The 23,856-nt window shown below is 66.3% G+C and carries 27 protein-coding genes; 23 read left to right on the plus strand and 4 right to left on the minus strand.

The window, feature by feature from the left end; translation table 11 throughout:
• Positions 1-24: 24 nt before the first annotated feature.
• The 4 genes from C2U31_RS12975 to msrQ all read left to right on the plus strand — a co-directional run bounded on the left by C2U31_RS12975 (position 25) and on the right by msrQ (position 3,553).
• A complete protein-coding gene (locus C2U31_RS12975; protein WP_103273129.1) occupies positions 25-990 on the plus strand; it encodes an RluA family pseudouridine synthase in 966 nt (321 codons plus the stop codon).
• On the plus strand, positions 990-1,655 hold the full coding sequence (locus C2U31_RS12980) for an HAD family hydrolase (RefSeq protein ID WP_199770992.1): 666 nt from the start codon (positions 990-992) through the stop codon (positions 1,653-1,655). The genes C2U31_RS12975 and C2U31_RS12980 overlap by 1 nt, the downstream gene beginning before the upstream one ends.
• A 241-nt stretch (positions 1,656-1,896) precedes the next feature.
• Positions 1,897-2,868 (plus strand): protein-methionine-sulfoxide reductase catalytic subunit MsrP, encoded by a 972-nt coding sequence (msrP, locus tag C2U31_RS12985; protein WP_103276355.1) that lies wholly within the window; start codon positions 1,897-1,899, stop codon positions 2,866-2,868.
• 7 nt (positions 2,869-2,875) lie between these two features.
• Entirely contained in the window at positions 2,876-3,553 is a 678-nt protein-coding gene (gene msrQ, locus C2U31_RS12990; protein WP_103273131.1) for a protein-methionine-sulfoxide reductase heme-binding subunit MsrQ, read from the plus strand.
• Between the two features lie 55 nt (positions 3,554-3,608).
• On the opposite strand, the gene C2U31_RS12995 is transcribed toward msrQ, so the two are convergent.
• The 3 genes from C2U31_RS12995 to C2U31_RS13005 are packed head-to-tail and all read right to left on the minus strand — an operon-like array spanning position 3,609 to position 5,706.
• Positions 3,609-4,394, minus strand: coding sequence for an N-acetylmuramoyl-L-alanine amidase (locus C2U31_RS12995; RefSeq protein ID WP_103273132.1), 786 nt, complete (start codon positions 4,392-4,394; stop codon positions 3,609-3,611).
• A gap of 2 nt (positions 4,395-4,396) precedes the next feature.
• Complete coding sequence (locus C2U31_RS13000) at positions 4,397-5,107, minus strand: SAM-dependent methyltransferase (RefSeq protein WP_103273133.1); 711 nt, start codon at positions 5,105-5,107, stop codon at positions 4,397-4,399.
• Entirely contained in the window at positions 5,104-5,706 is a 603-nt protein-coding gene (locus C2U31_RS13005; protein ID WP_103273134.1) for a Maf-like protein, read from the minus strand. The genes C2U31_RS13000 and C2U31_RS13005 overlap by 4 nt, the downstream gene beginning before the upstream one ends.
• Positions 5,707-5,810: 104 nt before the next feature.
• Between C2U31_RS13005 and C2U31_RS13010 the strand changes: the two genes are divergently transcribed.
• The 19 genes from C2U31_RS13010 to C2U31_RS13100 all read left to right on the plus strand — a co-directional run bounded on the left by C2U31_RS13010 (position 5,811) and on the right by C2U31_RS13100 (position 22,676).
• Complete coding sequence (locus C2U31_RS13010; RefSeq protein ID WP_103276356.1) at positions 5,811-6,485, plus strand: DUF177 domain-containing protein; 675 nt, start codon at positions 5,811-5,813, stop codon at positions 6,483-6,485.
• A gap of 52 nt (positions 6,486-6,537) precedes the next feature.
• Positions 6,538-6,720, plus strand: a complete 183-nt coding sequence (gene rpmF, locus C2U31_RS13015; RefSeq protein WP_006389284.1) for a 50S ribosomal protein L32 — start codon at positions 6,538-6,540, stop codon at positions 6,718-6,720.
• Between the two features lie 59 nt (positions 6,721-6,779).
• Positions 6,780-7,847 carry a phosphate acyltransferase PlsX gene (plsX, locus tag C2U31_RS13020; protein WP_103273135.1) on the plus strand — a complete coding sequence of 356 codons (1,068 nt, stop codon included), beginning with the start codon at positions 6,780-6,782 and terminating at the stop codon, positions 7,845-7,847.
• Complete coding sequence (locus C2U31_RS13025; RefSeq protein ID WP_103273136.1) at positions 7,847-8,833, plus strand: beta-ketoacyl-ACP synthase III; 987 nt, start codon at positions 7,847-7,849, stop codon at positions 8,831-8,833. The genes plsX and C2U31_RS13025 overlap by 1 nt, the downstream gene beginning before the upstream one ends.
• Positions 8,834-8,924: 91 nt before the next feature.
• Entirely contained in the window at positions 8,925-9,860 is a 936-nt protein-coding gene (gene fabD, locus C2U31_RS13030) for an ACP S-malonyltransferase (protein WP_103276357.1), read from the plus strand.
• A 5-nt stretch (positions 9,861-9,865) separates the two neighbouring features.
• Positions 9,866-10,615: a 3-oxoacyl-ACP reductase FabG gene (fabG, locus tag C2U31_RS13035; protein WP_103273137.1), complete on the plus strand. Its 750-nt coding sequence runs from the start codon at positions 9,866-9,868 to the stop codon at positions 10,613-10,615.
• A gap of 194 nt (positions 10,616-10,809) precedes the next feature.
• On the plus strand, positions 10,810-11,049 hold the full coding sequence (acpP, locus tag C2U31_RS13040; RefSeq protein WP_003813816.1) for an acyl carrier protein: 240 nt from the start codon (positions 10,810-10,812) through the stop codon (positions 11,047-11,049).
• A gap of 189 nt (positions 11,050-11,238) precedes the next feature.
• Positions 11,239-12,468 carry a beta-ketoacyl-ACP synthase II gene (fabF, locus tag C2U31_RS13045; protein WP_103273138.1) on the plus strand — a complete coding sequence of 410 codons (1,230 nt, stop codon included), beginning with the start codon at positions 11,239-11,241 and terminating at the stop codon, positions 12,466-12,468.
• 61 nt (positions 12,469-12,529) lie between these two features.
• Positions 12,530-12,961 carry a hypothetical protein gene (locus C2U31_RS13050; RefSeq protein WP_233772750.1) on the plus strand — a complete coding sequence of 144 codons (432 nt, stop codon included), beginning with the start codon at positions 12,530-12,532 and terminating at the stop codon, positions 12,959-12,961.
• Positions 12,958-13,557, plus strand: coding sequence for an RNA polymerase sigma factor RpoE (gene rpoE / locus C2U31_RS13055; protein ID WP_103273139.1), 600 nt, complete (start codon positions 12,958-12,960; stop codon positions 13,555-13,557). The genes C2U31_RS13050 and rpoE overlap by 4 nt, the downstream gene beginning before the upstream one ends.
• A gap of 12 nt (positions 13,558-13,569) precedes the next feature.
• The gene (locus C2U31_RS13060) at positions 13,570-14,076 is read left to right on the plus strand and encodes a sigma-E factor negative regulatory protein (protein ID WP_103273140.1); all 507 of its coding nucleotides are present in this window, start codon (positions 13,570-13,572) and stop codon (positions 14,074-14,076) included.
• Positions 14,076-15,149 (plus strand): MucB/RseB C-terminal domain-containing protein, encoded by a 1,074-nt coding sequence (locus C2U31_RS13065; protein ID WP_103273141.1) that lies wholly within the window; start codon positions 14,076-14,078, stop codon positions 15,147-15,149. Before C2U31_RS13060 ends, C2U31_RS13065 begins: the two co-directional genes overlap by 1 nt.
• Positions 15,150-15,214: 65 nt before the next feature.
• Positions 15,215-16,639, plus strand: coding sequence for a DegQ family serine endoprotease (locus tag C2U31_RS13070; protein WP_369869787.1), 1,425 nt, complete (start codon positions 15,215-15,217; stop codon positions 16,637-16,639).
• 182 nt (positions 16,640-16,821) lie between these two features.
• Positions 16,822-18,615 (plus strand): translation elongation factor 4, encoded by a 1,794-nt coding sequence (gene lepA, locus C2U31_RS13075; protein WP_103273143.1) that lies wholly within the window; start codon positions 16,822-16,824, stop codon positions 18,613-18,615.
• Positions 18,616-18,638: 23 nt separating this feature from the next.
• Positions 18,639-19,523, plus strand: a complete 885-nt coding sequence (gene lepB, locus C2U31_RS13080) for a signal peptidase I (protein ID WP_103273144.1) — start codon at positions 18,639-18,641, stop codon at positions 19,521-19,523.
• Between the two features lie 2 nt (positions 19,524-19,525).
• Complete coding sequence (gene rnc, locus C2U31_RS13085) at positions 19,526-20,287, plus strand: ribonuclease III (RefSeq protein ID WP_103273145.1); 762 nt, start codon at positions 19,526-19,528, stop codon at positions 20,285-20,287.
• Positions 20,284-21,174 carry a GTPase Era gene (era, locus tag C2U31_RS13090; protein ID WP_103273146.1) on the plus strand — a complete coding sequence of 297 codons (891 nt, stop codon included), beginning with the start codon at positions 20,284-20,286 and terminating at the stop codon, positions 21,172-21,174. Before rnc ends, era begins: the two co-directional genes overlap by 4 nt.
• Entirely contained in the window at positions 21,167-21,754 is a 588-nt protein-coding gene (recO, locus tag C2U31_RS13095) for a DNA repair protein RecO (RefSeq protein ID WP_103273147.1), read from the plus strand. The genes era and recO overlap by 8 nt, the downstream gene beginning before the upstream one ends.
• A gap of 13 nt (positions 21,755-21,767) precedes the next feature.
• Complete coding sequence (locus tag C2U31_RS13100; protein ID WP_103273148.1) at positions 21,768-22,676, plus strand: LysR substrate-binding domain-containing protein; 909 nt, start codon at positions 21,768-21,770, stop codon at positions 22,674-22,676.
• Positions 22,677-22,757: 81 nt separating this feature from the next.
• On the opposite strand, the gene C2U31_RS13105 is transcribed toward C2U31_RS13100, so the two are convergent.
• Complete coding sequence (locus C2U31_RS13105; protein WP_103273149.1) at positions 22,758-23,855, minus strand: pyridoxal-phosphate dependent enzyme; 1,098 nt, start codon at positions 23,853-23,855, stop codon at positions 22,758-22,760.
• Position 23,856 lies beyond the last annotated feature (1 nt).

Genomic DNA, 23,856 nt, shown 5'->3' on the forward strand with positions numbered 1-23,856 from the left:
GCCCCTTAAGGCTGTCCCGATTATATGTCGCTTTCCGCAATGCGCAAAGAAACTTCCTCCCCTGCAAGCCCCCCCGCCGTCCGGATGGTCGAGGTCGACGCCGAACATGCCGGCCAACGCCTGGACAATTACCTGCTGCGGCTGTGCAAAGGCGTGCCCAAGACGCACATCTATAAGGCGATCCGCGGCGGCGAGGTGCGGGTAAACAAGGGCCGTATCCAGGCCGACTACCGGGTGGCCGAGGGCGACATCGTCCGCATTCCGCCCCTGAGGCTGCCCGATCCTGGCGCGCCCAAGCCCGTGCCGGCCGCCGAGTTCCCGGTGGTCTACGAGGATGACGCCATGCTGGTGGTCGACAAGCCCGCCGGCGTGGCGGTGCACGGCGGCAGCGGCGTGTCTTTCGGCGTGATCGAGCAGTTGCGCGCCGCCCGGCCGCAGGCGAAGTTCCTGGAACTGGTCCACCGGCTGGATCGCGAAACGTCCGGCCTGCTCATGGTCGCCAAGAAGCGCAACGCGCTGCTGGCCCTGCACGCCATGCTGCGCGAGGGCAAGGGCGAGAAGCACTACCTGGCGTTGGTGGAGGGCGACTGGGTCAACGACCGCCAGCACATCAAGCTGAGCCTGTCCAAATGGACCACGCAGAGCGGCGAACGCCGGGTCAAGGTGGATCCGGACGGCCAACGTGCGCATACTATTGTCAGCCTGAAGCAGCGTTTCGGTGGTTACAGCCTGGTGGATGCGGAGTTGCGCACGGGGCGCACGCACCAGATCCGGGTCCACCTGGCTTCCAGCGGGTTTCCCATCGTGGGCGACGACAAATATGGCAACGACGAGGTCCGGGCGCAGTTTTCGCGTCAGGGGTTCGGGCGCATGTTTCTGCATGCGCATCGCCTGACGCTGGCGCATCCGCTGACGGGCGAAACCCTGACGCTGACGGCGGAGTTGCCCCCCGCATGCCTGAAGTTGTTGAAACAGTTGGAGTCTGTCTGATGTCTATGTATACGCTGGTGGTGTTCGATTGGGACGGCACCCTGATGGATTCCACTCACAGCATCGTGGCCGCCATTCAAGGCGCCTGTCGCGACCTGGAGCTGCCTGTGCCCTCGGCGTCCGATGCCAGCTGGGTCATAGGCCTGTCCCTGGAAAGCGCGCTGCGCCGCGCGGTGCCCGAGCTGACGCAGGCCATGGTGCCGCGCTTTCTCGAGCGCTATCGCACGCATTATCTGCTGCGGGATCCCGAGCTGCGCCTGTTCGACGGCGTGCCCGAGATGTTGGATGCGCTGGCCGGGCAAGGCATCCAGCTGGCCGTGGCGACCGGCAAGAGCCGTATCGGCCTGAACCGCGCGCTGGCCGCCACCGGGCTGGGGCCCAGGTTCGCGGCTACCCGGACCGCCGACGAGACCTTCAGCAAGCCGCATCCGGCCATGCTGCATGAGCTGATGCAGGAACTGGACGTGACGCCGGAGCAGGTCCTGATGGTGGGGGACACATCGCACGACCTGCAGATGGCCATCAATGCCGGCGTGCACGGCCTGGGCGTGACCTACGGCGCGCATACCCTGAAAGAACTTGAGGGTTGCTCGCCCCAGGCGGTGCTGGGCAGCGTGCCCCTGGTGCGCGAGTGGTTGCTTGACCGGGTGCGCGCCGCCGCCTGAGCGCGGGCCGACGCTCGCCGGCGACGTTTCCTTCAATCGGAATCCCCGTGATCCGGCCGAGCCGTGTCATCGTGCTCCGGAACGTCTTGCTCCTGATCCGGTCTATCCGCCTGGTGTGACGCGCCGGGCGGGCGCAGGCTGAAGATCGGCGCATTTCGCCCGGAGCGGAATATCATGGGGCGCACAGTCGTCCATGGATTGCGCCGCGCGTTTTTCGTGGCCGCCGACTTCGGAGATCATGATGCTGATACGCAAGCCCGACGCCATCCAGTCGTCCGAGATCACGCCTGAGCGGGTCTGGCGCGCCAGGCGCGATCTGATCCTGGGGGCGGGCGTCGCCGCGGCGGGCCTGGGCCTGCCGGGGTGGGCGGGCCGCGCCTGGGCCGCGAATGCGCCCGTGGGCGAGCCGGCCGTGCTGCCCGGGCAGGCAAGTCCCCTGAGCGTCATGGACAAGCAGACGTCGCTGTCTGATATCACGTCCTACAACAACTACTATGAATTCGGCCTGGACAAGAGCGACCCGGCGGCTCATGCGGGCAAGTTGCAGACGCGCCCCTGGACGGTGAGCGTCGAAGGCGAGGTCGGCAAGCCGCGCACCTTCGATATCGAAGAACTGCTCAAGCTCGCGCCCATGGAAGAGCGGGTCTACCGGTTGCGCTGTGTCGAAGGCTGGTCCATGGTCATTCCCTGGGTGGGCTATTCGCTGTCCGCCCTGCTCAAACAGGTTGAGCCGACCGCCAATGCGAAGTACGTCGAGTTCGTGACCGTCGTGCAGCGCGACAACATGCCGGGCGTGCGTGCGGCGGTGCTGGACTGGCCATATGTGGAAGGCCTGCGCATCGACGAAGCCATGCACCCGCTGGCCATGCTGGTGTTCGGCCTGTACGGCAAGGTCCTGCCCAATCAGAACGGGGCGCCTTTGCGGCTGGCGGTGCCGTGGAAGTACGGCTTCAAATCGGCCAAATCGCTGGTCAAGATCCGGCTGGTCGAAAAGCAGCCGGTGTCTTCCTGGATCAAGGCCGCGCCGCAGGAGTATGGCTTCTACGCCAATGTGAACCCGGCCGTGCCGCATCCGCGCTGGAGTCAGGCCAGCGAGCGGCGCATCGGCGAGGACGGCCTGTTCAGTCCGAAGCGCAAGACGCTGCCGTTCAATGGCTATGCGGATCAGGTCGCGGCCCTTTATCAGGGCATGGACCTGAAGGCCAATTACTGAGGCGCGCATGGCCCGGACCGGCGCGCCCGCTCCCCACGCTTCCACGGCGGCCGAAGCGTGTCGCGATGCCGCCACGCCCAAGGTCCAGTGGTCGGCGCTTGCGGTCGGGCGCGTCAAGCCCGCGCTGTTTCTGTTGGGAATGACGCCTTTCGCCCGCTGGATCTGGCTGGGGCTGAACAATGGCCTGACGGCCAATCCGGTGGAGTTCCTGACCCGTTCGTCCGGCACCTGGACGCTGGTCTGCCTGCTGGTCACGCTGTCCATCACGCCCTTGCGCCGCCTGACCGGGCAGCCGGCGCTGGTGCGGCTGCGCCGCATGTGCGGGCTGTTTGCCTTCTTCTACGGCTTCCTGCATTTCATGGCCTGGGTCTGGTGGGACCGGGGATTCGACCCTGGGCAGATGCTGGCCGATATCGGCGAGCGGCCCTTCATCACCGTGGGCTTTGTCGCCTTTGTGCTGATGGCGGCGCTGGCGGCCACGTCCACGCAGTGGGCCATGCGCAGGCTGGGCAAACGCTGGCAGCGCCTGCACCGGGCGGTGTACGCCATCGGCCTGCTGGCGGTGTTGCACTACTGGTGGCACAAGGCGGGCAAGAACGACCTGGAACAACCCATGATCTACGCCGCCGTGCTGGCGGTGCTGCTGGGCTGGCGGGTGGCCGCCTGGTGGCGGCGTCGTTCCTGAGCGCGGGCGGCTGCCGGCCGCCGCGCGGGGTCTGCCGCGGCGGCTAAGCCGGGGCTCAGGGCATCGCCATCATGATCGCCGCGGTTTCAGCGTCGGGCTGGCCGTCATAACGCGCCGGGCGGTAATGCATCTGGAAGGCCGCCAGCACGTTGATGGTGGCGCGGTCCAACGTGCCCGTTTGCGGGCTGGCGTAGCCCAGGCGTTGCAGCTGCTGCTGGAACCATGCGGGCGCGGGTAGCGGCTCGGCCTGCAGTCGCGCAAGCTGCGCCGCCGCGCCGGCCTCGTCGTACCAGCGGCCGATGCCGGCGGCCGCCAGCTGCTTCCACGGGAACAGCGGGCCGGGATCCACCTTGCGCTGCGGCGCGATGTCGCTGTGGCCCACCACATTCTCCGGCGCGACGCCATGGCGCTGGATCAGGTCGCGCACCAGGATGGTCAGGGCGCGGATCTGGCGGTCGTCATAGGCGTGCCAGACGCGGCCGCCGTCCGCGCCCTGGGTCCAGCCGGCGTTGACCAGTTCGATGCCGATGGACGTGCTGTTCATGGCTGTGATGCCATACCAAGAGCTGTTGCCGGCGTGCCAGGCGGCGCGCGTTTCGTCGACCAGGCGGTGGGCGCGACCCGCGGGGCTCAGCAGGTAGTGCGCGCTGACCTTGCCCTTGGATAGCAACTGCATGGAGCGCGCGTCGTCTTCGGTGGTGTAGTGGATCACGATGGCGCGCACGCGGCTGCTCTGGCTGACGGCGTTTACCGAGGTGTCCAGGTCCAGGCCGGCGGGGCCGCGCGTGGCGCAGCCCGCCAGGGCCGCCGCGGCGGCCAGGATGAGGGAAAGTCGCAGCATGGTCAGCGGGCCAGGAACAGGAACAGGGTGGGCAGCTTGTCGAGCTGAGGGGCGGGCAGTTTCTTCCACTCGGCGATGGTGTGGGTGGCCACCCATTCATCGCTGGTGGTGAGGGACCGCGCCACGCACAGCCGGGTGTCGCCCTTGAGGCTGGCCAGCAGCGTGGCGTACATGGCGGCGTTGCGGTAGGGGGTTTCGATCAGCAACTGGGTCTGGTCGTGGCGGGCGGAATGCTGCTCCCAGGCGCGCAGCTGCTTGGCTCGCTCGCCCGCGTCCACTGGCGCATAGCCGTGGAAGGCGAAGCGCTGCCCGTCCAGGCCGCTGGCCATCAGTCCCAGCAGGATGGAGGAGGGGCCGACCCAGGGTCGCACCGCGATGCCCAGGCGGTGGGCGGCGGCCACGACCTTGGCGCCGGGGTCGGCGACGGCGGGGCAGCCGGCCTCGGAAACCAGTCCGATTTCACCGCCTTGACGGGCGCTTTGCAGCCAGGACTGGATCTGTCCGTCGTCTGCCTTGTCGCTCAGCGTATGGATCGTGATTTCCTGCAGCGGACGCTCGGTGCCGACCAGCTTCAGGAAGGCGCGGGCGGTCTTGGCGTTCTCGGCGATATAGGTATCCAGCCTGCCCGCCAGGGCGCGGACCTCGGCCGGCAGCCAGCGCTCCGGCGCTGCTTCGCCCAGACCAACGGGAATCAGGTGCAGCGCGCCGCTCATGCCGCGGCTCCGGGTGCGGCCAGCGGATCCAGGCCGAAGCGCGCCAGCATGCTGGTCAGCGCGATCAGGGGCAGCCCGATGATGGCGGTCGGGTCGTCGCTCTGGATGCTCTCCATCAGGGCGATGCCCAGGCTTTCCGCCTTGGCGCTGCCTGCTGTATCGTAGGGTTCTTCCGCCCGCAGATAGGCGTCGATCGCCTGATCGGACAGGGGGCGGAAGCGGCAGCGGGTGACGATATCCGCCTTTTCGGTCCGCACGCCGTCGGTAACGGCCAGCGCGCTGTGGAATTCGACGGTCTGGCCGGCCAGCGCCCGCAATTGAACCCGTGCGCGCTCGAAATCTCCTGGTTTGCCGATGGGTTGCCCGTCCACCGTGGCAACCTGGTCCGAGCCGATCACGACGCAGCCGGGATGAGCGGATACCACCGCCTGGGCCTTGGCGACGGACAGGCGCAGCGCCAGCGCTTCCGGCGTTTCGCCGGGGTGTGGCGTTTCGTCCACATCGGGGGAAATCGCGATGAAGGGCAGGCGCAGACGGGAAAGCAGTTCCTTGCGGTAACGGGAGCTTGAGGCAAGAATCAGGCGAGGCTGTGAGGGCATGCGGAATTTGACGCTAGTACGTAAGTCACAGTATTATCTAACGTTTTGCGGCATTTTTGCAGGAACATCACCTCATGAGCAACGAGACCAAGGACGCCAAGCGCATGCCTGGCTCGGGCGATAGCGGTGGCGCTGACGGCAAGAATGGCGGCAATGGCGGCCGCGCCAAGGGTGCGGGCGGCAAGAATAATGGCGGTGTGGATCGCATCGATGCCTTCGCGTTTGCCCGGTTGGGCAAGGAAGCGCAGGGTACGGTGCCGCTGGTGCGCCTGACGCGTTTTACCGATGGGCTGCCTGAGCAGCCCGCCGGTGCAGCGGGTCTGGTGACCTGGTCGGTGCGCGGCGAACAAGGCAAGTCCGGCTTGCTCGCCGGCGAGCCGCTGCTGCACCTGCACGTGCAGGCCAATCCGCTTGTGATTTGCCAGCGCTGCAATGCGCCGTTCGCTTATCCGGTCGATAGCCAGACGCTGCTGCATTTGGTCAAGTCCGAAGACGATCTCGACGATGGGTTTTCCGCCTCAGGGCAGGGAGACGGCGAGGACGATGACGGCGAAGAAGGACAAGGTTTTGCGCCCGATCAACCCGAAAAGGTGGTGGGGTCGCATCATTTCGATCTGTTGGCCCAGATCGAGGATGAGCTCATTCTGAGCGTTCCGTATGTGCCCAAGCATGATGTATGCCCGGGCGCGCAGGCCAATGACGGCGACGCTTCCCAAGAGCCCGTTGTCAAGCGTCCGTCGCCGTTTGCGGTGCTGGAACAACTGAAGCACAAAGATTGAGATCAACATCGGGCCGCATCGCGTACAATGCGCCCCGTTTCTAGGAGTCATCATGGCTGTTCAACAAAACAAGAAGTCCCCGTCCAAGCGCGGTATGCACCGTTCGCATGATTTTCTGGTGAACCCGTCGACGGCTATCGAGCCGACCACCGGCGAAACGCACCTGCGTCACCACATCAGCCCCAACGGCTTCTACCGTGGCCGCAAGGTCCTGAAGACCAAGGCCGACGAATAAGGCCCCCGGGCCGAACTCGTACCCGGACCATTTCGGCTGAGCGCTGATACCTGGCCCCCGTGATACGCATCGCCATAGACTGCATGGGCGGAGACTTCGGTCTGCCCGTCACGATTCCGGCCGCGATCGAGTTCGCCCGGCAATTTCCGGATACCCGGCTATTGCTGGTCGGGCTTCCCGACGCTATCGAAGCGGCGCTCTCCGAGCATCGCGGCGTAGACCGTGATCGCCTTGAGATCGTCGCGGCTTCCGAAGTCGTCACGATGGACGACCCCGTCGAAGTCGCCCTGCGCCGCAAGAAAGACTCCTCCATGCGCCTGGCCGCCCAGTCCGTCAAGGACGGGCGCGCCGACGCCTGCGTTTCCGCGGGCAATACCGGCGCCTGGATGGCCATTTCCCGCTACGTGCTCAAGACGCTGGACGGCATCGACCGCCCGGCGATCGCCACGTCCATTCCGAACCAGACCGGTCGCGCCACCACGGTGCTGGACCTGGGCGCGAACGTGGACTGCACGGCCGAGCACCTGCTGCAATTCGCCATCATGGGCGCCGCGCTGACGCAGGCGGTGGACCACCGCGACAACCCCACGGTGGGGCTGCTCAACATCGGCGAGGAAGTCATCAAGGGCAACGAGGTCGTCAAGGAAGCCGCCGAACTCCTGCGCTCCAGCCCGTTGAACTTCTACGGCAACGTGGAAGGCAATGACATCTTCAAGGGCACTGTCGACGTGGTGGTCTGCGACGGCTTCGTCGGCAACGTCGTGCTCAAGTCCGTGGAAGGGCTGGCCAAGATGCTGTCCAGCGTCATCCGCGAGGAATTCAAACGCAACCTCATCACGCTCCTGGCGGGCGCGCTGGCCAAGCCGGTGCTCAACCGCCTGCGCAACCGCGTCGACAATCGCCGCTACAACGGCGCCGCTTTGCTGGGCTTGCGTGGTGTCGTGATCAAGAGCCACGGTTCGGCGGACGCCTATGCCTTCGGTTTCGCCCTGCAGCGCGCCCGCGAAGCCGTCGTGAGTAAACTGCTGGAGCGCACCGCGCAGACGGTCGCCCAGATCACCAGGCGCGTTCAGTCTGGCGACGGCGCTTCCGCGCCCGCGCCGAACGCGGCCGGGGACATCGCTTGATGGATACCGCAATGAAATATTCCGTGATCGCGGGCACCGGCAGCTTCCTGCCGGAACGCGTGGTTTCGAATGACGCGCTGGCCGCCGAGCTGGCGACGCGCGATATCGCCACTTCCGACGAGTGGATCGTCGAGCGCACCGGCATCCGCCAGCGCCATCTCGCTGAACGCGGTGTCACCACCAGCCAGCTGGCCACCGAGGCGGCGCGCCGCGCCATGGCCGACGCCGGCGTCGAGGCGTCCGAAATCGATCTCATCGTCCTGGCGACCTCCACGCCGGACTTCGTGTTTCCCAGTACCGCCTGTCTGGTCCAGGCCAACCTGGGCGCCAAGGGCTCCGCCGCCTTCGACGTGCAGGCCGTGTGCAGCGGCTTCGTCTACGCGCTGACCACCGCCGACAGCTTCATCCGCGCCGGCCGCGCGCGCTGCGCGCTGGTCATCGGCGCCGAGGTGTTCTCGCGCATCCTGGACTGGAACGACCGCAAGACCTGCGTGCTGTTCGGCGACGGCGCCGGCGCCGTGATCCTCAAGGCTTCCGACAAGCCCGGCATCCTGGCCGCCCAGCTGCATGCCGATGGCTCGCAGACCAAAATCCTCAGCGCCGAAGGCAACGTCGCCTACGGCAGCGTCACTGGCGACCCCTTCCTGCGCATGGACGGCCAGGCCGTCTTCAAGCAGGCCGTCACGGTGCTGGACCGCTCCGCCCGCGACACCTGCGCCGAGGCCGGCGTTGACGTCAGCGAGGTCGACTGGCTGATTCCGCACCAGGCCAACGTCCGCATCCTGAATTTCCTGGCGCGCAAGCTCAGCGTGCCGACCGAGAAGGTCGTCATCACCGTCGACCAGCATGCCAATACCTCCGCGGCCAGCGTGCCCCTGGCGCTGGATGCCGCGCGCCGCGACGGCCGCGTCAAGCCCGGCCAGCTCATCCTGATGCAAGGCGTGGGCGGCGGGTTCACCTGGGGCTCGGTGCTCGCCCGCATGTAACAGGCGGGTGTGCGCGAGGCGGCGCAAGTCGCCGCCGCGATCGCCCGCCGCTCCCACAGACTCGAATTCATCCACACGCTTAACCATGACCATGAAAATCGCTTTTGTCTTTCCTGGCCAGGGCTCTCAAGCCGTCGGCATGCTGGACGCCTGGTCGGGCGTGGCCGCCGTCACCGATTCCGTGGCGCGCGCTTCGGCCGCCCTGGGTCAGGATCTGGCCGCGCTGATCGCGCAGGGGCCGGTCGAACAGCTCAATCTGACCACCAACACCCAGCCGGCCATGCTGACCGCGGGCGTGGCGTTCTACAACGCCTGGCTGGCCGCAGGCGGCCGCAAGCCCGATGTGGTGGCCGGTCATAGCCTGGGCGAGTATGCCGCGCTGACCGCCGCCGGCTCGCTGGCGCTGGAAGACGCCGTGCGCCTGGTGCGCGTGCGCGCCGACGCCATGCAGGCCGCCGTGCCCGTGGGCACCGGCGCCATGGCCGCCATCCTGGGCCTGGACGACGACGCCGTGCGCGCCGCCTGCGCCTCGGCCGCCCAGGGCGAGGTCGTGGAGGCCGTGAATTTCAATGCGCCCGCCCAGGTCGTGATCGCCGGCCACAAGGCCGCCGTCGAGCGCGCCTGTGAGCTGGCCAAGGCCGCCGGCGCCAAGCGCGCGCTGCTGCTGCCGGTGTCGGCGCCGTTCCACTCCAGCCTGCTCAAGCCCGCCGCCGATGTGCTGGCGACGGCGCTGGCCGCCGTGAACGTGTCGGCGCCGCAGATCCCGGTGATCAACAACGTCGACGTGGCCTCGCCCGTCGAACCGGGGGCTATCCGCGATGCGTTGGTGCGTCAGGCGTGGCATCCTGTGCGTTGGGTGGAAACGCTGCGCGCCATGAAGGCGCAGGGCGTCACGCACGTCATCGAATGCGGTCCCGGCAAGGTGCTCGCCGGCCTGACCAAGCGCATCGACCCTGAACTCACCGGCCTGGCCATCACCGATCCGGCTTCCCTGGACGCCGCGCTGGTCGCGGTCAACGGAAACTGAAAGACATGGACTACTCCACTGAACTGCAGGGCAAGACCGCCCTGGTGACCGGCGCCACGCGCGGCATCGGCCGCGCCATCGCCCTGGAACTGGCGGCGCGTGGCGCCGTCGTGGTCGGCACCGCTACCTCCGAGTCGGGCGCCGCCGCCATCACCGAGGCGCTGGCGCCGTTCGGCGGCCGTGGCGTCGTGCTGGACGTGACTAATGCCGAAGCCTGCGACGCGCTCATCGACGCGCTGGGCAAGGAAAGCGGTGGTCCCCACATCCTCGTCAATAATGCCGGCATCACCCGCGATACGCTGGCAATGCGCATGAAAGACGACGACTGGTCGGCGGTCATCGACACCAACCTGGCCTCGGTCTTCCGCCTGTCGCGCGGCGTGCTGCGCAACATGATGAAGGCCCGCTGGGGACGCATTATCAACGTGACCTCGGTGGTGGGCTCGTCGGGCAATCCCGGTCAGGCCAACTACGCGGCCGCCAAGGCGGGCGTGGCCGGCATGGCGCGCGCGCTGGCGCGCGAGCTGGGCAGCCGCAACATCACCGTGAACTGCGTGGCGCCGGGTTTCATCGATACCGACATGACGCGCGCGCTGGGCGAAACCCAGACGGCGGCGCTGCTGCAGCAGATTCCGCTGGGCCGCCTGGGCGCGCCTGCCGACATCGCGCACGCGGTCGCATTTTTGTCCGGCCCGCAAGCGGGTTACATTACCGGCACCACCCTGCACGTCAACGGCGGGATGTACATGCAATAAGTCGCGAAACGCGCATATCGGGCCACCGGCAGGCTGGGGGCCCGGCGCGCGGTTCACATTGGATGCATCGCACACCGGCTTCCTGCGCCATCTCGGCGACAGATCAGTGGGCGATGTAATTTTGTCACGGCCGGGCGTTGCTTTACTCTGCGCTTGGCTATAATTCGCGGGATTTTTCCCATTTGGAGATCTGCATGGAAAGCATCGAACAGCGCGTCAAGAAGATCGTCGCTGAACAACTTGGCGTGAACGAAGCCGAGATCAAGAACGAATCCTCCTTCCTTGACGACCTCGGTGCCGATTCGCTCGACATGGTCGAACTGGTCATGGCGCTCGAAGACGAATTCGAGACCGAGATCCCCGACGAAGAGGCCGAAAAGATCACGACCGTGCAACAAGCGATTGATTACATCAATTCGCACGGCAAGCAGTAAGCTCAGCCTATACCTTTCCGGCGGCCCGAAACGTCTTTTCGGGACCGGCCGGGAATCGGGGCGGTTTCAGGAAAATGCCGCGTGGTTCGCACGCGGGACAGGTGTCGCAGCCTGGCCCGTAGTCGTGAGCGCCACGCGCGCAGCGCATCCCGAAAACCGCCTTTCTTTTGTCTGTTTGAGGAGTCATCCGTGAAGCGACGTGTCGTCATCACCGGCCTTGGTATCGTTTCGCCCGTGGGCAACGACATCACCACCGCTTGGGACAATATCGTCAACGGACGTTCTGGCATCAGCCGCATCAGCCGTTTCGATCCCTCGGCCATCACCACCCATATCGCAGGCGAAGTCAAAGACTTCGACATCAGCACCTATATCTCGTCCAAAGAAGCCCGCCAGATGGATACCTTCATCCATTACGGCCTGGCTGCGGGCATGCAGGCATGGCGCGACTGCGGATTGGAAGTCACCGAAGCCAACGCCGAACGCATCGGCGTGATCGTGGGTTCGGGCATCGGCGGACTGCCGCGTATCGAGGAAACCCAGGTCGAATATCTGGCCAAGGGTCCGCGCCGTATTTCCCCGTTCTTCGTGCCGGGTTCCCTGATCAACCTGATCTCCGGTCATATCTCCATCACGTACGGCATGAAGGGTCCGAGCTACGCCGTCGTGTCTGCCTGCACCACCGGCCTGCATTCCATCGGCGATGCCGCGCGCTTGATTGAGTATGGCGATGCGGATGTCATGCTGGCGGGCGGCGCCGAATCGACCGTGTCTCCGCTGGGCATCGGCGGCTTCGCCGCCATGCGCGCCCTGTCGACGCGTAACGACGATCCCACGACCGCTTCGCGTCCCTGGGACCGCGACCGCGACGGCTTCGTGCTGGGCGAGGGCGCCGGCGTGCTGGTGCTGGAAGAGTACGAACACGCCAAGAAGCGCGGCGCGCGCATTTATGGCGAATTCGCTGGCTACGGCATGAGCTCGGACGCGCACCACATCACGGCTCCCGACAAGGACGGCCCGCGCCGCGGCATTCTCAATGCGCTGCGCAACGGCGGCCTCAATCTTGACGATATTCAGTACGTCAACGCGCACGGCACGTCCACGCCGCTGGGCGACAAGAACGAGTCCGAGGCGCTGAAGCTGGCTTTCGGCGATCACGCCAAGAAGCTGGTGGTCAACTCGACCAAGTCCATGACCGGGCACTTGTTGGGCGCCGCGGGCGGGATCGAAGCCGTGTTCACCACGCTGGCCGTGTACAACCAAGTGTCGCCTCCCACGATCAATATCTTCAATCAGGATCCGGAATGCGATCTGGATTACTGCGCCAACGAGGCGCGGCAAATGAAGATCGACGTGGGGCTGTCGAACTCCTTCGGTTTCGGCGGCACCAACGGCTCGATGGCCGTTCGCCGGGTCTGACTTGGAAGTTCCCGCGCGCGGGCGCCGGGCCGTGCTTGCCGTGGTGACGCGGCCTCGTGCCGTGTCCGCGCTCGCCGGCCTGGCCGTCGCCGTGGCGGCGGCATCCGTGCTGCTGTCGGCGGCCTGGCTGGGCCTGCCGGCCGCCGGCGCCGCGCTCGCGGCGCTGGCGCTCTTGGCGGGGCTGTTACACTCGCTGCGTGGCGGCCTGTCCCCGGTATCCGCGCTGCGAGCCTCCCCTGAGGGCGGCCGCTGGCAATTGCGGCTGCCGTCGGGTTGGCGCGACGCCGGCCTGCTGCGTTGGAGCAGGGGGCCGGCGTGGCTTACGCTCACCCTGCAGCCCTTGCCCTCCGGGAGTATGGCCTTTACTCGCAGCAACTACACCTTTACCGTCTGGCGGCGGGCCCTGAGGCCCGATGCCTGGCGTCGCCTGTGCCTGCTGGCGCAGGCCGAACCGCGCGCAGCCGCGCCTGCCGCGCCGCGGGAGGCCCAATGAGCGAACGCGAAGTCGACGCAGAACTCGTCGCCCGCGTCCAGCGCGGCGACAAGAAAGCCTTTGATCTGCTGGTCCTGAAGTACCAGCGCAAGATTTTGCGCCTGCTGGCGCGAATGATCCGCGATCCGTCGGAAATCGAGGATGTGGCGCAGGAGGCCTTCATCAAGGCCTACCGCGCCTTGCCCCAATTCCGAGGCGAGAGCGCCTTTTACACCTGGTTGTATCGCATCGCCATCAATACGGCGAGAAACTGGCTGGCGTCCCAGGGACGCCGTCCCAGCGCGCCCAATGCGATAGAAACGGAAGACGGTGAAACTTTTAACGAAACCGAGAACCTAACCGACATAAGCACGCCGGAGTCGATGGTTGCCAGCCGCGAGATCGCCCAAACGGTCAACGCGGCTATCGAGCAATTGCCCGAGGAATTGCGCACCGCAATCGTCCTGCGTGAAATCGAAGGTATGAGTTACGAAGACATCGCCCAGAGCATGGACTGCCCGATCGGCACGGTGCGCTCGCGTATTTTCCGCGCGCGCGAAGCCATCGCCGCAAAGTTGCGCCCATTGCTAGGCACCGATGCCGAGCGTCGCTGGTAAGGAGTCGCAGTCATGCAAACAGCAGCCAAGTCCGTCGTGATCGCCGAGTCTTCCTGGGAAGAGTCGGTTTCCGCCTGGATGGACGGAGAAGAATCCGACGATGTCCTCGCAGGCCTGTTGACCCGGGAAGGGCAGCAGACCTGGGATACCTATCATCTGATCGGCGATGCCCTGCGCAATTCCGATCTGGCCCTGACGCCCAGCGCCGCCTTCCAGGCCCGCCTGGCGCGCGCGCTGGACGCCGAATTGCCCATCGTCGCGGCGCCCCGGCGCCGTTCGCCCTTGCGCATGGGACTGTCCGGCCTGGCCGTGGCCGCCGCCGTCGCCACCGTGGCCTGGGTGGCCCAACCCTATCTGTCCGGCGGCTCGCCGGGCGCCGAGACCCGCGTGCTGGCCGACGCCAGCGCGGGCGTCGGCACCGAAGACGCGAGCCTGCGCGATTATCTCGAAGCACATCGGCAGATGGCCGGCCCCAGCGCCGTGCGCCAAGTGTCCTTCGATGCCGGGGCGGGCCGCTGATGGCCTTGGTGCTTCCGACACGCTGGCCGGCCCTGGGCCGCGCCGCTGCCTGGCCGGCTCATCGGGCCGCCTGGTTCGCCGCCACGCTGTTCGCTGCATTTCTCGCTGCCCACGAACCCGCTCGCGCGGCCGACGTCACGCCCGCCGCCGCGCCCGAGGATATGGTGCAGTTGCTGTCGCGCATCCAGCAGGCGGCCCGCAAGCAGGACTACGCGGGCGTTTTCATGTATCAGCAGGGCGAGACCATCCAGTCCTCCCGTCTGGTCCATGTGCTGGACGGCACCGGCGAGCGCGAGCGCCTGGAAATCCTGGACGGCCAGCCGCGCGAATATCTGCGCCATAACGAAGATGTGCAGTGCCTGATCCCCGAGCGCAAGACGGTGCTGATCGAGCGTCGCCGCGGCGACCGTTTTCCGGGTCTGCTGCTGGGCGATCCCGCCAATCTGTCCAAGCACTACCGGATCCGCGCGGAATCCGCGCTGCACCGGGTGGCGGGGCGCGAATGCCGGCTGATCACCGTCGAGCCCGTGGACAAGCTGCGCTACGGCTATCGCCTCTGTGCGGATGTCGAAACCAATCTGCTGCTGAAGGCGCAGACGCTGAACGCCGCGCGAGGCGTGGTCGAACAGGTGTCCTTCACGTCCCTGCGCCTGGGATCCGAGGTCGATCCGCAATCGCTGGCCTCGCGCTGGAATACCCGCGATTGGAAGGTGCTCGAACCGTCCATGAAACAGGTCGACCTGGCTGCCCAGGGCTGGCGCATCCCCGCTCCCGAGGGTTTCACCGTGATAATGCAGGTGGCGCGCTCGATGGGGCGCTCCGGCACCGTCAGCCAGGTGGTGCTGTCGGATGGCCTGGCGGCGATCTCGGTCTTCATCGAGCCCTACGACAGCCTGCGCGGCCATACGCCGCCTCATGGCGCGGCGCAGCGCGGCTCGATCACGGTCTACGGCACGCGCATCGCCGATTTCTGGTTGACGGCCGTGGGCGAGGTGCCGCTGACCACGCTCGAACAATTGGCCCAGGGCACGGAGTACGTGCCCGCCGCCGCCCCGGCCGCGGGCAAGCAGTAATTTCGGAGCAATCTATGAAAACAATGTTGGGGTCGAACCTGCAATTCCGGCGCCTGCTGGCGGCCATGGTTGCGGGCCTGTTGATGTCCACCGCCTATGCGCCGGCCTCCTTGGCGCAAACGCCGACGGTGGCCTTGCCGGATTTCACGACCATCGTCGAGAAAGCCGACCCCGCCGTCGTCAACATCCGCACCACCGCCACCGTGCCGGTGCGCGGTCCGGGGATGGGCGGCGGCAACGATCCCTACGAATTGTTCCGCTGGTTCTTCGGGCCGGATTTCCAGCCGCCGGGCCAGCAGTCGCCCACGCCGAGGCAGCGTCCGCAGCCTTCGCAGCCTGAAGAGCGCACCGTGCCGCGCGGCGTGGGATCGGGCTTCTTCATCTCCGAAGACGGCTACATCCTCACCAATAACCACGTGGTTGTCGACGCGACCGACATCTACGTCACGCTGACCGACGGCCGCGAATTCAAGGCCAAGGTCATCGGCACGGACGAGCGCACCGACGTCGCCCTGATCAAGGTCGAGGCCAAGGGCATGACGCCGCTGGTCATTGGCGATCCCAAGAAGCTCAAGAAGGGGCAGTGGGTGCTGGCCATCGGCTCGCCGTTCGGCCTGGATTCCACCGTCACGTCCGGCATCGTCAGCGCCATCGGCCGCGATACCGGCGAGTACTTGCCCTTCATCCAGACGGACGTGGCGGTCAACCCGGGCAACTCCGGAGGTCCGCTGATCAATCTCGATGGCGAAGCGGTCGGCATCAATTCGCAGATCATCTCGCGCAGCGGCGGCTTCATGGGCATTTCGCTGGCGATCCCCATCGACGAGGCCATGCGCGTGGTCGACCAGCTGCGCGCCACCGGCAAGGTGACCCGTGGCCGCGTCGGCGTGCAGATCGGCGAGGTTGGCAAGGATGTGGCCGAGGCCATCGGCCTGCCCAAGGCCGAAGGCGCCCTGGTCAGCAGCGTCGAGGTGGACGGTCCGGCCGACAAGGCCGGCGTGCAGCCGGGCGACGTGATCCTGAAGTTCAACGGCGAAACCATCAAGCGCTGGTCCGATCTGCCGCGCATCGTCGGCGAAACCAAGCCGGGCACGAGCGCCGACCTGGAAGTCTGGCGCAAGGGCAAGACGGTCACGCTGCCGGTCAAGGTCGGTGAAATCCCGGCCGAGAAGGGCGGCGGCGCCAAGAAGGGCGCTGCGCCTCCCCCGGACGTCACCAACGCGTTGGGTCTGGGCGTGATCGACGTGCCGGCCGAGGTGCAACGCAAGCTGCGTATCAAGGGCGGCGTGCAGGTCAAGATCGCCGAAGGCGCCGCGGCCAAGGCAGGACTGCAGGAAGGCGACATCGTGTTGGCTCTGAACGACACCGACGTCACCGGCGCCAAGCAGTTCGGCGAGCTGGTCGCCAAGCTGGACAAGGCGCGCGCGGTGGGCCTGCTGGTCCGTCGCGGCGAGCAGACGCAGTGGGTGGCGGTACCCGCGTCCAAATAAGGTCCAAGACCGGCTAAAATGTCTGGTTGCCGCAAGAGGGGGCGCATGGCGCCCCCTCGTTTTTGCCCAGGGCCAGCCGCCCCAGGGCGCATCTCGTCAGCCGTGCGTATTCCGGCGGCGGTGTCTTCCGGCCAGGCGCTGAGCGTTCTGTGTCGAGTGTTCCGTCCCTTTTAAACTCAAGCATGCAGCATATTCGCAACTTCTCCATCATCGCCCACATCGATCACGGCAAATCGACCCTGGCCGATCGCCTGATCCAACGCTGCGGCGGATTGGCGGATCGCGAAATGTCCGCGCAGGTGCTCGATTCCATGGAAATCGAACGCGAGCGCGGCATCACCATCAAGGCCCAGACGGCCGCCCTGCATTACAAGGCGCAGGACGGCAAGGTCTACAACCTGAACCTCATCGACACCCCGGGACACGTCGACTTCTCGTATGAAGTCAGCCGTTCGCTGTCCGCCTGCGAGGGCGCGCTGCTGGTGGTGGACGCCTCCCAAGGGGTCGAGGCGCAGACCGTGGCCAACTGCTACACCGCCATCGAGCTGGGCGTGGAAGTGATGCCGGTGCTGAACAAGATGGACCTGCCGCAGGCCGATCCCGAAGGCGCGCGCCAGGAAGTCGAGGACGTGATCGGCATCGACGCCTCGCAGGCCGTGCTGGCCAGCGCCAAGACCGGCATGGGCATCGACGAGATCCTGGAATCCATCGTGGCCCGCGTGCCGGCGCCCAAGGGGGATCCCGAGGCGCCGCTGCAAGCGCTGATCATCGACTCGTGGTTCGACAACTACGTGGGCGTGGTGATGCTGGTGCGCATCGTCAACGGCGTGCTCAAGCCCAAGGACAAGATCCTGCTGATGGCCTCCGGCGCCACCCACCTGTGCGAGCAGACCGGCGTGTTCACGCCGAAGTCGCAGCAGCGCCCGCACCTGTCGGCGGGCGAGGTGGGCTTCATCATCGCCGGCATCAAGCAGCTCGAAGACGCCAAGGTCGGCGACACGGTGACGCTGGCCAACAAGCCGGCCGCCGCGCCGCTGCCGGGCTTCAAGGAAGTCAAGCCGCAGGTGTTCGCCGGCCTGTACCCGGTCGAAAGCTCGGAATACGACCAGCTGCGCGATTCGCTGGAAAAGCTCAAGCTGAACGACGCTGCGCTGATGTTCGAGCCGGAAGTGTCGCAGGCGCTGGGCTTTGGCTTTCGCTGCGGCTTCCTGGGCCTGCTGCACATGGAAATCGTGCAGGAGCGCCTGGAACGCGAATTCGACATGGACATCATCACCACCGCGCCGTCGGTGGTGTACGAAGTCGAGCAGCGCGACGGTTCGATCATCACCGTCGAAAGCCCGTCGCGCATGCCGGAAGTGGGCAAGATCGCCGATATCCGCGAGCCGATCGTGAAGGTCACGCTGTTCATGCCGCAGGACTACGTCGGTCCGGTCATGACGCTGTGCAACAACAAGCGCGGCGTGCAGGTCAACATGAGCTATCACGGCCGCCAGGTGCACCTGGTGTACGAGATCCCGCTGGCCGAGATCGTGCTGGACTTCTTCGACAAGCTCAAGTCGGTGTCGCGCGGCTACGCCTCGATGGACTATGAGTTCCTGGAGTACCGCTCGGCCGACGTGGTGCGCGTGGACCTGCTGATCAACAACGACCGCGTCGACGCGCTGGCCGTGATCGTCCACCGCAGCAACGCCCGCCATCGCGCCCGCGACGTGGTGACGCGCATGCGCGGACTGATTCCGCGCCAGATGTTCGACGTGGTGATCCAGGCCGCCATCGGCGCCGAGATCATTGCGCGCGAGAACGTCAAGGCCCTGCGCAAGAACGTGCTGGCCAAGTGCTATGGCGGCGACATCTCCCGCAAGAAGAAGCTGCTTGAAAAGCAGAAGGCCGGCAAGAAGCGCATGAAGCAGGTCGGCAGCGTCGAGATTCCGCAAGAGGCCTTCCTGGCCATCCTGCAGGTGGAAGACAAATAGAACCCGAATAAGGCGGTTAGCTGATGAGTTGGAACTTTGCCCTGATCCTGTTCGTGTTGCTGGTCCTGACCGGCGCAATCTGGGTGCTCGACCTGGCCGTGCTGCGCCGGGGGCGCGAAAGCCGCGCCCAGGCCGCCATGGCCCAATATGACGCGGCCGTGATCGGCGACGCGCAGGAAGCCGAGCGCCTGCGGCGTGAAGCCGGCGAAGAGGCGCGGCGCATGCCGTGGTGGATCGAATATGCGGTCAGTTTCTTTCCCGTGATCCTGTTCGTGTTCATGCTGCGCTCGTTCGTGGTCGAGCCGTTCCGCATTCCGTCGGGCTCAATGCTGCCCACGCTGCAATCCGGCGACCTGATCCTGGTGAATAAATTCAGCTATGGCCTGCGCCTGCCTGTCCTCGACAAGAAGGTCGTCGATATCGGCAAGCCGCAGCGCGGCGACGTGTTCGTGTTCCGTTATCCGGTGGATCCGGACGTGGACTACATCAAGCGCGTGGTCGGCCTGCCGGGCGACGAGGTCGCTTATCTGGACAAGAAGCTGTACATCAATGGCGAATTGGTGACGCATGTGCGGGACGGCGACTATTTCGAGCCTGACCGTGTCTCTTATATCGCACAATACAAAGAGAAATTGGGCGACGTTGAGCACAAGATCCTGCTCGATGAGGGAAAAATGCAGGAACTCGGGCCGCAGTATCCGTTTCCCAACCTGGGGAACTGCCAATACAGCCGCAATGGAGTACGCTGCAAAGTACCCGAGGGGCAGTATTTCGCCATGGGCGATAATCGGGACAACAGCGCTGACAGCCGGTATTGGGGCTTCGTTCCCGAAGCCAACATCGTCGGCAAGGCGTTCTTCATCTGGATGAATTTCAGCGATCTGAGCCGCATCGGCCGATTCAACTGATTATGTCGCTAGCCACGCTAGAAAACCGCCTGGATCATCATTTCAGCGATCCGGCTTTGCTCGAACAGGCGCTGACGCATCGCAGCCACGGCGCGCGCCATAACGAGCGGTTGGAATTCCTCGGGGATTCCGTGCTGAATTTCGTCGTGGCCGCCATGCTGTTCGAGCGTTTCGCCAAGATCGACGAGGGCGACCTGTCGCGTCTGCGGGCCAATCTGGTCAAGCAGGCGTCGCTGGCCGACATCGCGCAGAAACTGGAGTTGTCGCAGTATCTGCGACTGGGCGAGGGTGAATTGAAAAGCGGTGGTTTCCGCCGGCCGTCCATCCTGGCCGATACGGTCGAAGCGCTGTTCGGCGCCGTGTTCCTTGACGCCGGCTTCGACGCCGCGCGGCGCGTGATCGCGCGTCAGTATCAGCCGGTGCTGGCCAGCGTCGATCCCAAGACCCTGGGCAAGGACGCCAAGACCCTGCTGCAGGAATTCCTGCAGGGCCGCAAGATGGCGCTGCCGCTGTACACGGTGGTGGCCACTCACGGCGCGGCCCATAGCCAGCAGTTCGAGGTCGAATGCGCCATTCCGGCGCTGGAAATCAAGGTGACGGCGCCTGGCGCCAGCCGCCGCGCCGCCGAGCAATCGGCGGCCAAGCTGGCGCTGGAGGCCGCGCAGGCCGTCAGCCCGGCCACGAAAGCCGCCCGCAAGTCGGGCAAGGCGCGCAAGAGCGCGCAATTGTCGCTGCCCGTGGCAGTGGCCCAAGAGACTAAATGAGCAATACCCCTTTCCGCACCGGTTTCGTCGCCATCGTTGGCCGCCCCAATGTGGGCAAGTCCACGCTGACCAATGCCCTCATCGGCTCCAAGATATCCATCGTGTCGCGCAAGGCGCAGACCACGCGCCATCGCATACATGGCGTGCTGACCCGCGAGCACGAGCAGTTCGTGTTCGTGGACACGCCCGGGTTCCAGACCCGCCACGGCGGCGCCATGAACCGCATGATGAACCGGGTCGTGACACAGGCGTTGGCCGACGTGGACGTCGTGGTGCATGTGGTCGAGGCCGGCAAGTGGTCGGAAGGCGACGCCAAGCTGCTGCCGCTGCTGCCTGCGCCCGAGCGCACCATCCTGGTCGTCAGCAAGATCGACGCGCTGAAGAACCGCGACGACCTGTTCGCCTTCGTCAGCAAGATCATGGCGCTGCATCCGTTCGGCGCCGTGGTGCCGGTCAGCGCGACCAAGAACCAGCAGCTGGATCAGCTGCTGCAGGAAATCGCCGCACGCCTGCCCGAAGGCGAACCGATGTTCGAAGAGGACACGCTGACCGACCGTCCCATGCGCTTCATCGCCGCCGAACTGGTGCGCGAGAAGATCTTCCGTCTGGTGGGCGATGAACTGCCCTACGGCTGTACCGTGGTCATCGAACAATGGGAAGAGAACGACAAGGGCGCGCGCATCGCCGCCTGTGTCGTGGTCGAGCGCGACAGCCACAAGCCCATCCTGCTGGGCGCGGGCGGCATGCACATGAAACGCATCGCCACCGAGGCGCGCCAGGATATCGCCAAGCTGCTCGACAAGACCGTCCACCTCGAGGTCTACATCAAGGTGCGCAAGGGCTGGTCCGATCGCGAAGGCGCGCTGCGCGATCTGGGTTATGAGTAAACGGGCGCCTCGCGTCCAGGACCGCCCAGGATTCATGCTGCACGCCACGGCGTGGCGTGAGACTTCCCTCATCGTTCAAACCTTCTCGCGCGATCATGGCTGTGTGGCCATGGTCGCCAAGGGCGCCAAGCGCCCGTATTCGGTGCTGCGCCCCGTGCTGTCGGTCTTTCAGCCCCTGCTGCTGTCCTGGACCGGCAATGGCGAGGTCAAGACGCTGACCCGCGCGGAAATCATGGGCATACGCCCGCTGGGCGGCACCGCCCTCATGTCCGCCTGGTACATGAACGAGCTGCTGCTGCGCCTGCTGCCGCGCGAAGACGCGCATCCGCTGCTGTACGACGCCTACGACATGGCATTGCAGCAGCTGTCCGGCGGCACCCGCGCGGCGGGTGCGCTGCGCCGCTTTGAATGGACCCTGCTGCGCGAGACCGGCTACGGCGTGGACGAGGCTGCGCCCGATTTCGACGACCCTGCCATCGAGCCCGGCTTGCGGCGCGACCTGCGCGAGCGCCTGGCCGAGATCCTGGCGGGGCGGCCGCTTTCCACGCGTCGCGTGCTGCTCGACCTGCAGCGCATCTGAAGCCGGCGGCGCCATGGGGTTCACGCTCAAGCAGGTGGAGACCTTCCGCACGGTCTACGAAACCGAAAGCGTGACCGCCGCGGCCCGGCGGCTGGACCTGTCGCCCGCCACCGTCAGCGCTACCTTGGCCGCGCTGGAGGCCAGCATCGAGATGCGCCTGTTCGAGCGCGTGCGCCAGCGCATGCACCGCACGCCCGAAGCCACGCTGCTGTATGAAGAGATCCGGCGCCTGAACGTCGGCCTGGAGAGCCTGGGCCGCAAGATCCGCGCGATACGCGGCTCGGCCCAGCCGCGCCTGCGCGTCGGCTGCATCCATGCCTACAGCGGCGCCATCGTCAGCGACACCATCGCGCGCTTTCGCGTCCGCTATCCCGATACGCCGCTATACCTGCAGATCCGCGATTCCAATACCTTGCGCGACATGGTCGTGTCGGGCGAACTGGACCTGGCCGCCGTGGCCGACGAATCGGAGCTGGAAGGACTGCGCGGCCACCTCCTGGCCAGTCTCCAGGCGGTGGCGGTGTTTCCCAAGGACCATACGCTGACCCGGTTGGAACAGGTCGAATTCGCGCAGCTGGCCGATGCCGATGTGATCGCGTTGAACGCGGAGGACGCGTCCCGCAAGCGGCTGGATGCCTTGTTGCGGCAGTCCGGGCAGGCGCTGCGCATCAGCATCGAGACGCCATACTCCAGCACGGTCTGCCAGTTGGCGCTGGCCGGCCACGGCGTGGGCATCGCCAATCCGGCCACGGCCGTGGGCATGGAAGCGGCCGGGCTGGCTTTCCGGCCGCTGGCCGCGCCGGTGCATTTCGAATGCCACATGATCCTGCACGGCAGCCGGCCACTGTCGGAAGCCGGCAAGTTCTGGGCGACCTGCCTGCGCGCCGCGCTGGCGCCCTTGACGGCGCGTTACGGCGTCTAGCGCCTGGCAATGCAGCCATGGCCCGTGCGAAGGCGTGCCATCACGAATACGCGTGCACGCCGTCGCGCGGGATCGCCGGACTCAGCCGCGCCGGCCGTCCGACGTCAGGATCAGCACGACCGACGACTCGGCGTCCAGCATGCCCGAGCGTCGCAGCCGGGTGACGGCCGCCAGCGCCGCCGCCGAGGACAGCTCCGTGCCCAGTCCCATCCGTTCCAGCCGCTGCTGCGCCTGGGCCGCGGCGGCATCGGACACCTCCACGGGCAGTCCGCCTGAGCGAGCCAGCGCCTGCAGCGATTGCAGCGTGGTGGTGCCGCCGGCGATGGAGTATTGGTCCGTGCCCGCTTCCCAGAGTCCGCGCGCGTCCCCGGTCTGCAGGGCGCGCGACAGGCGTGCATAGGGCTCCACCGCGTGCATGCGCGGCAGTCTCGGAATCAGTCCCTGCCTGTGCAGCGCCTGCCAGCCCAGCAGCACGCCCCATAGCAGATCGCCGCGCGCGGTGGGCACGATCACATCCGTGGGCAGGCCGCAATGGTCGAAGATTTCCCGCGCAATCGGTTTGTAGCCTTCGACCCCATAGGCGTGGGTGCCGGTGGGCGGGTTCAGGTAGTTGGTGCCGGCGAAGGCGCCTTGTTCGCGGCACAGTTGGGCCACGTGCGGCCAGCGGCCCAGGCTGTCTTCGAACGCGGTGAGGCGGGCGCCGAAACGCTGCATGGCCTCGCGTTGCAGCGCCGGGCAGTTGCGGGTGATGGCGATCTCGGCCTGCAGGCCGGCGGCGGCGCAGTAGGCGGCCAGGGAAACGCCCGCGTTGCCGCTGGACGCGGCCGCCACGCGCGTGGCGCCGGCCAGCCTGGCGCGCGACACGAGCTGGGCCGCCATGCGGTCCTTGTGACTGCCGGTGGGATTGGCGCTCTCGCATTTCAGCCACAGCCTGCCCACGCCTTCCGCCTGGGCCAGGGCAGCCGACTCCAGGCAGGGCGTGTCGCCTTCGCCCAGCGTGATCGGATGCAGCACCGGCAGCGGCATCACGCTCGATGTCGATGGCGTGTAGACGCACTCCAGCGAGGCAGGATGGCCGGCTTCCAGACAAGACGGGCAGCCTTCGGGATAGTCGCCCGGGGGAAACAGCGTCGCGCAGCGGATGCAGCGCAGGCCGGATAAAGCGGGATTCATCAGCATG

It is taken from the genome of Achromobacter sp. AONIH1 (assembly GCF_002902905.1).
Taxonomy (GTDB): domain Bacteria; phylum Pseudomonadota; class Gammaproteobacteria; order Burkholderiales; family Burkholderiaceae_B; genus Achromobacter.

Bases quoted from the DNA above. Each gene is read 5' to 3' on its own strand.
- C2U31_RS12975 (WP_103273129.1), top strand. From the start codon at position 25: ATGTCGCTTTCCGCAATGCGCAAAGAAACTTCCTCCCCTGCAAGCCCC.
- C2U31_RS12980 (WP_199770992.1), top strand. From the start codon at position 990: ATGTCTATGTATACGCTGGTGGTGTTCGATTGGGACGGCACCCTGATG.
- msrP (WP_103276355.1), top strand. From the start codon at position 1,897: ATGCTGATACGCAAGCCCGACGCCATCCAGTCGTCCGAGATCACGCCT.
- msrQ (WP_103273131.1), top strand. From the start codon at position 2,876: ATGGCCCGGACCGGCGCGCCCGCTCCCCACGCTTCCACGGCGGCCGAA.
- C2U31_RS12995 (WP_103273132.1), bottom strand. From the start codon at position 4,394: ATGCTGCGACTTTCCCTCATCCTGGCCGCCGCGGCGGCCCTGGCGGGC.
- C2U31_RS13000 (WP_103273133.1), bottom strand. From the start codon at position 5,107: ATGAGCGGCGCGCTGCACCTGATTCCCGTTGGTCTGGGCGAAGCAGCG.
- C2U31_RS13005 (WP_103273134.1), bottom strand. From the start codon at position 5,706: ATGCCCTCACAGCCTCGCCTGATTCTTGCCTCAAGCTCCCGTTACCGC.
- C2U31_RS13010 (WP_103276356.1), top strand. From the start codon at position 5,811: ATGCCTGGCTCGGGCGATAGCGGTGGCGCTGACGGCAAGAATGGCGGC.
- rpmF (WP_006389284.1), top strand. From the start codon at position 6,538: ATGGCTGTTCAACAAAACAAGAAGTCCCCGTCCAAGCGCGGTATGCAC.
- C2U31_RS13025 (WP_103273136.1), top strand. From the start codon at position 7,847: ATGGATACCGCAATGAAATATTCCGTGATCGCGGGCACCGGCAGCTTC.
- fabD (WP_103276357.1), top strand. From the start codon at position 8,925: ATGAAAATCGCTTTTGTCTTTCCTGGCCAGGGCTCTCAAGCCGTCGGC.
- fabG (WP_103273137.1), top strand. From the start codon at position 9,866: ATGGACTACTCCACTGAACTGCAGGGCAAGACCGCCCTGGTGACCGGC.
- acpP (WP_003813816.1), top strand. From the start codon at position 10,810: ATGGAAAGCATCGAACAGCGCGTCAAGAAGATCGTCGCTGAACAACTT.
- rpoE (WP_103273139.1), top strand. From the start codon at position 12,958: ATGAGCGAACGCGAAGTCGACGCAGAACTCGTCGCCCGCGTCCAGCGC.
- C2U31_RS13060 (WP_103273140.1), top strand. From the start codon at position 13,570: ATGCAAACAGCAGCCAAGTCCGTCGTGATCGCCGAGTCTTCCTGGGAA.
- C2U31_RS13065 (WP_103273141.1), top strand. From the start codon at position 14,076: ATGGCCTTGGTGCTTCCGACACGCTGGCCGGCCCTGGGCCGCGCCGCT.
- C2U31_RS13070 (WP_369869787.1), top strand. From the start codon at position 15,215: ATGGTTGCGGGCCTGTTGATGTCCACCGCCTATGCGCCGGCCTCCTTG.
- lepA (WP_103273143.1), top strand. From the start codon at position 16,822: ATGCAGCATATTCGCAACTTCTCCATCATCGCCCACATCGATCACGGC.
- lepB (WP_103273144.1), top strand. From the start codon at position 18,639: ATGAGTTGGAACTTTGCCCTGATCCTGTTCGTGTTGCTGGTCCTGACC.
- rnc (WP_103273145.1), top strand. From the start codon at position 19,526: ATGTCGCTAGCCACGCTAGAAAACCGCCTGGATCATCATTTCAGCGAT.
- era (WP_103273146.1), top strand. From the start codon at position 20,284: ATGAGCAATACCCCTTTCCGCACCGGTTTCGTCGCCATCGTTGGCCGC.
- recO (WP_103273147.1), top strand. From the start codon at position 21,167: ATGAGTAAACGGGCGCCTCGCGTCCAGGACCGCCCAGGATTCATGCTG.
- C2U31_RS13100 (WP_103273148.1), top strand. From the start codon at position 21,768: ATGGGGTTCACGCTCAAGCAGGTGGAGACCTTCCGCACGGTCTACGAA.
- C2U31_RS13105 (WP_103273149.1), bottom strand. From the start codon at position 23,855: ATGCTGATGAATCCCGCTTTATCCGGCCTGCGCTGCATCCGCTGCGCG.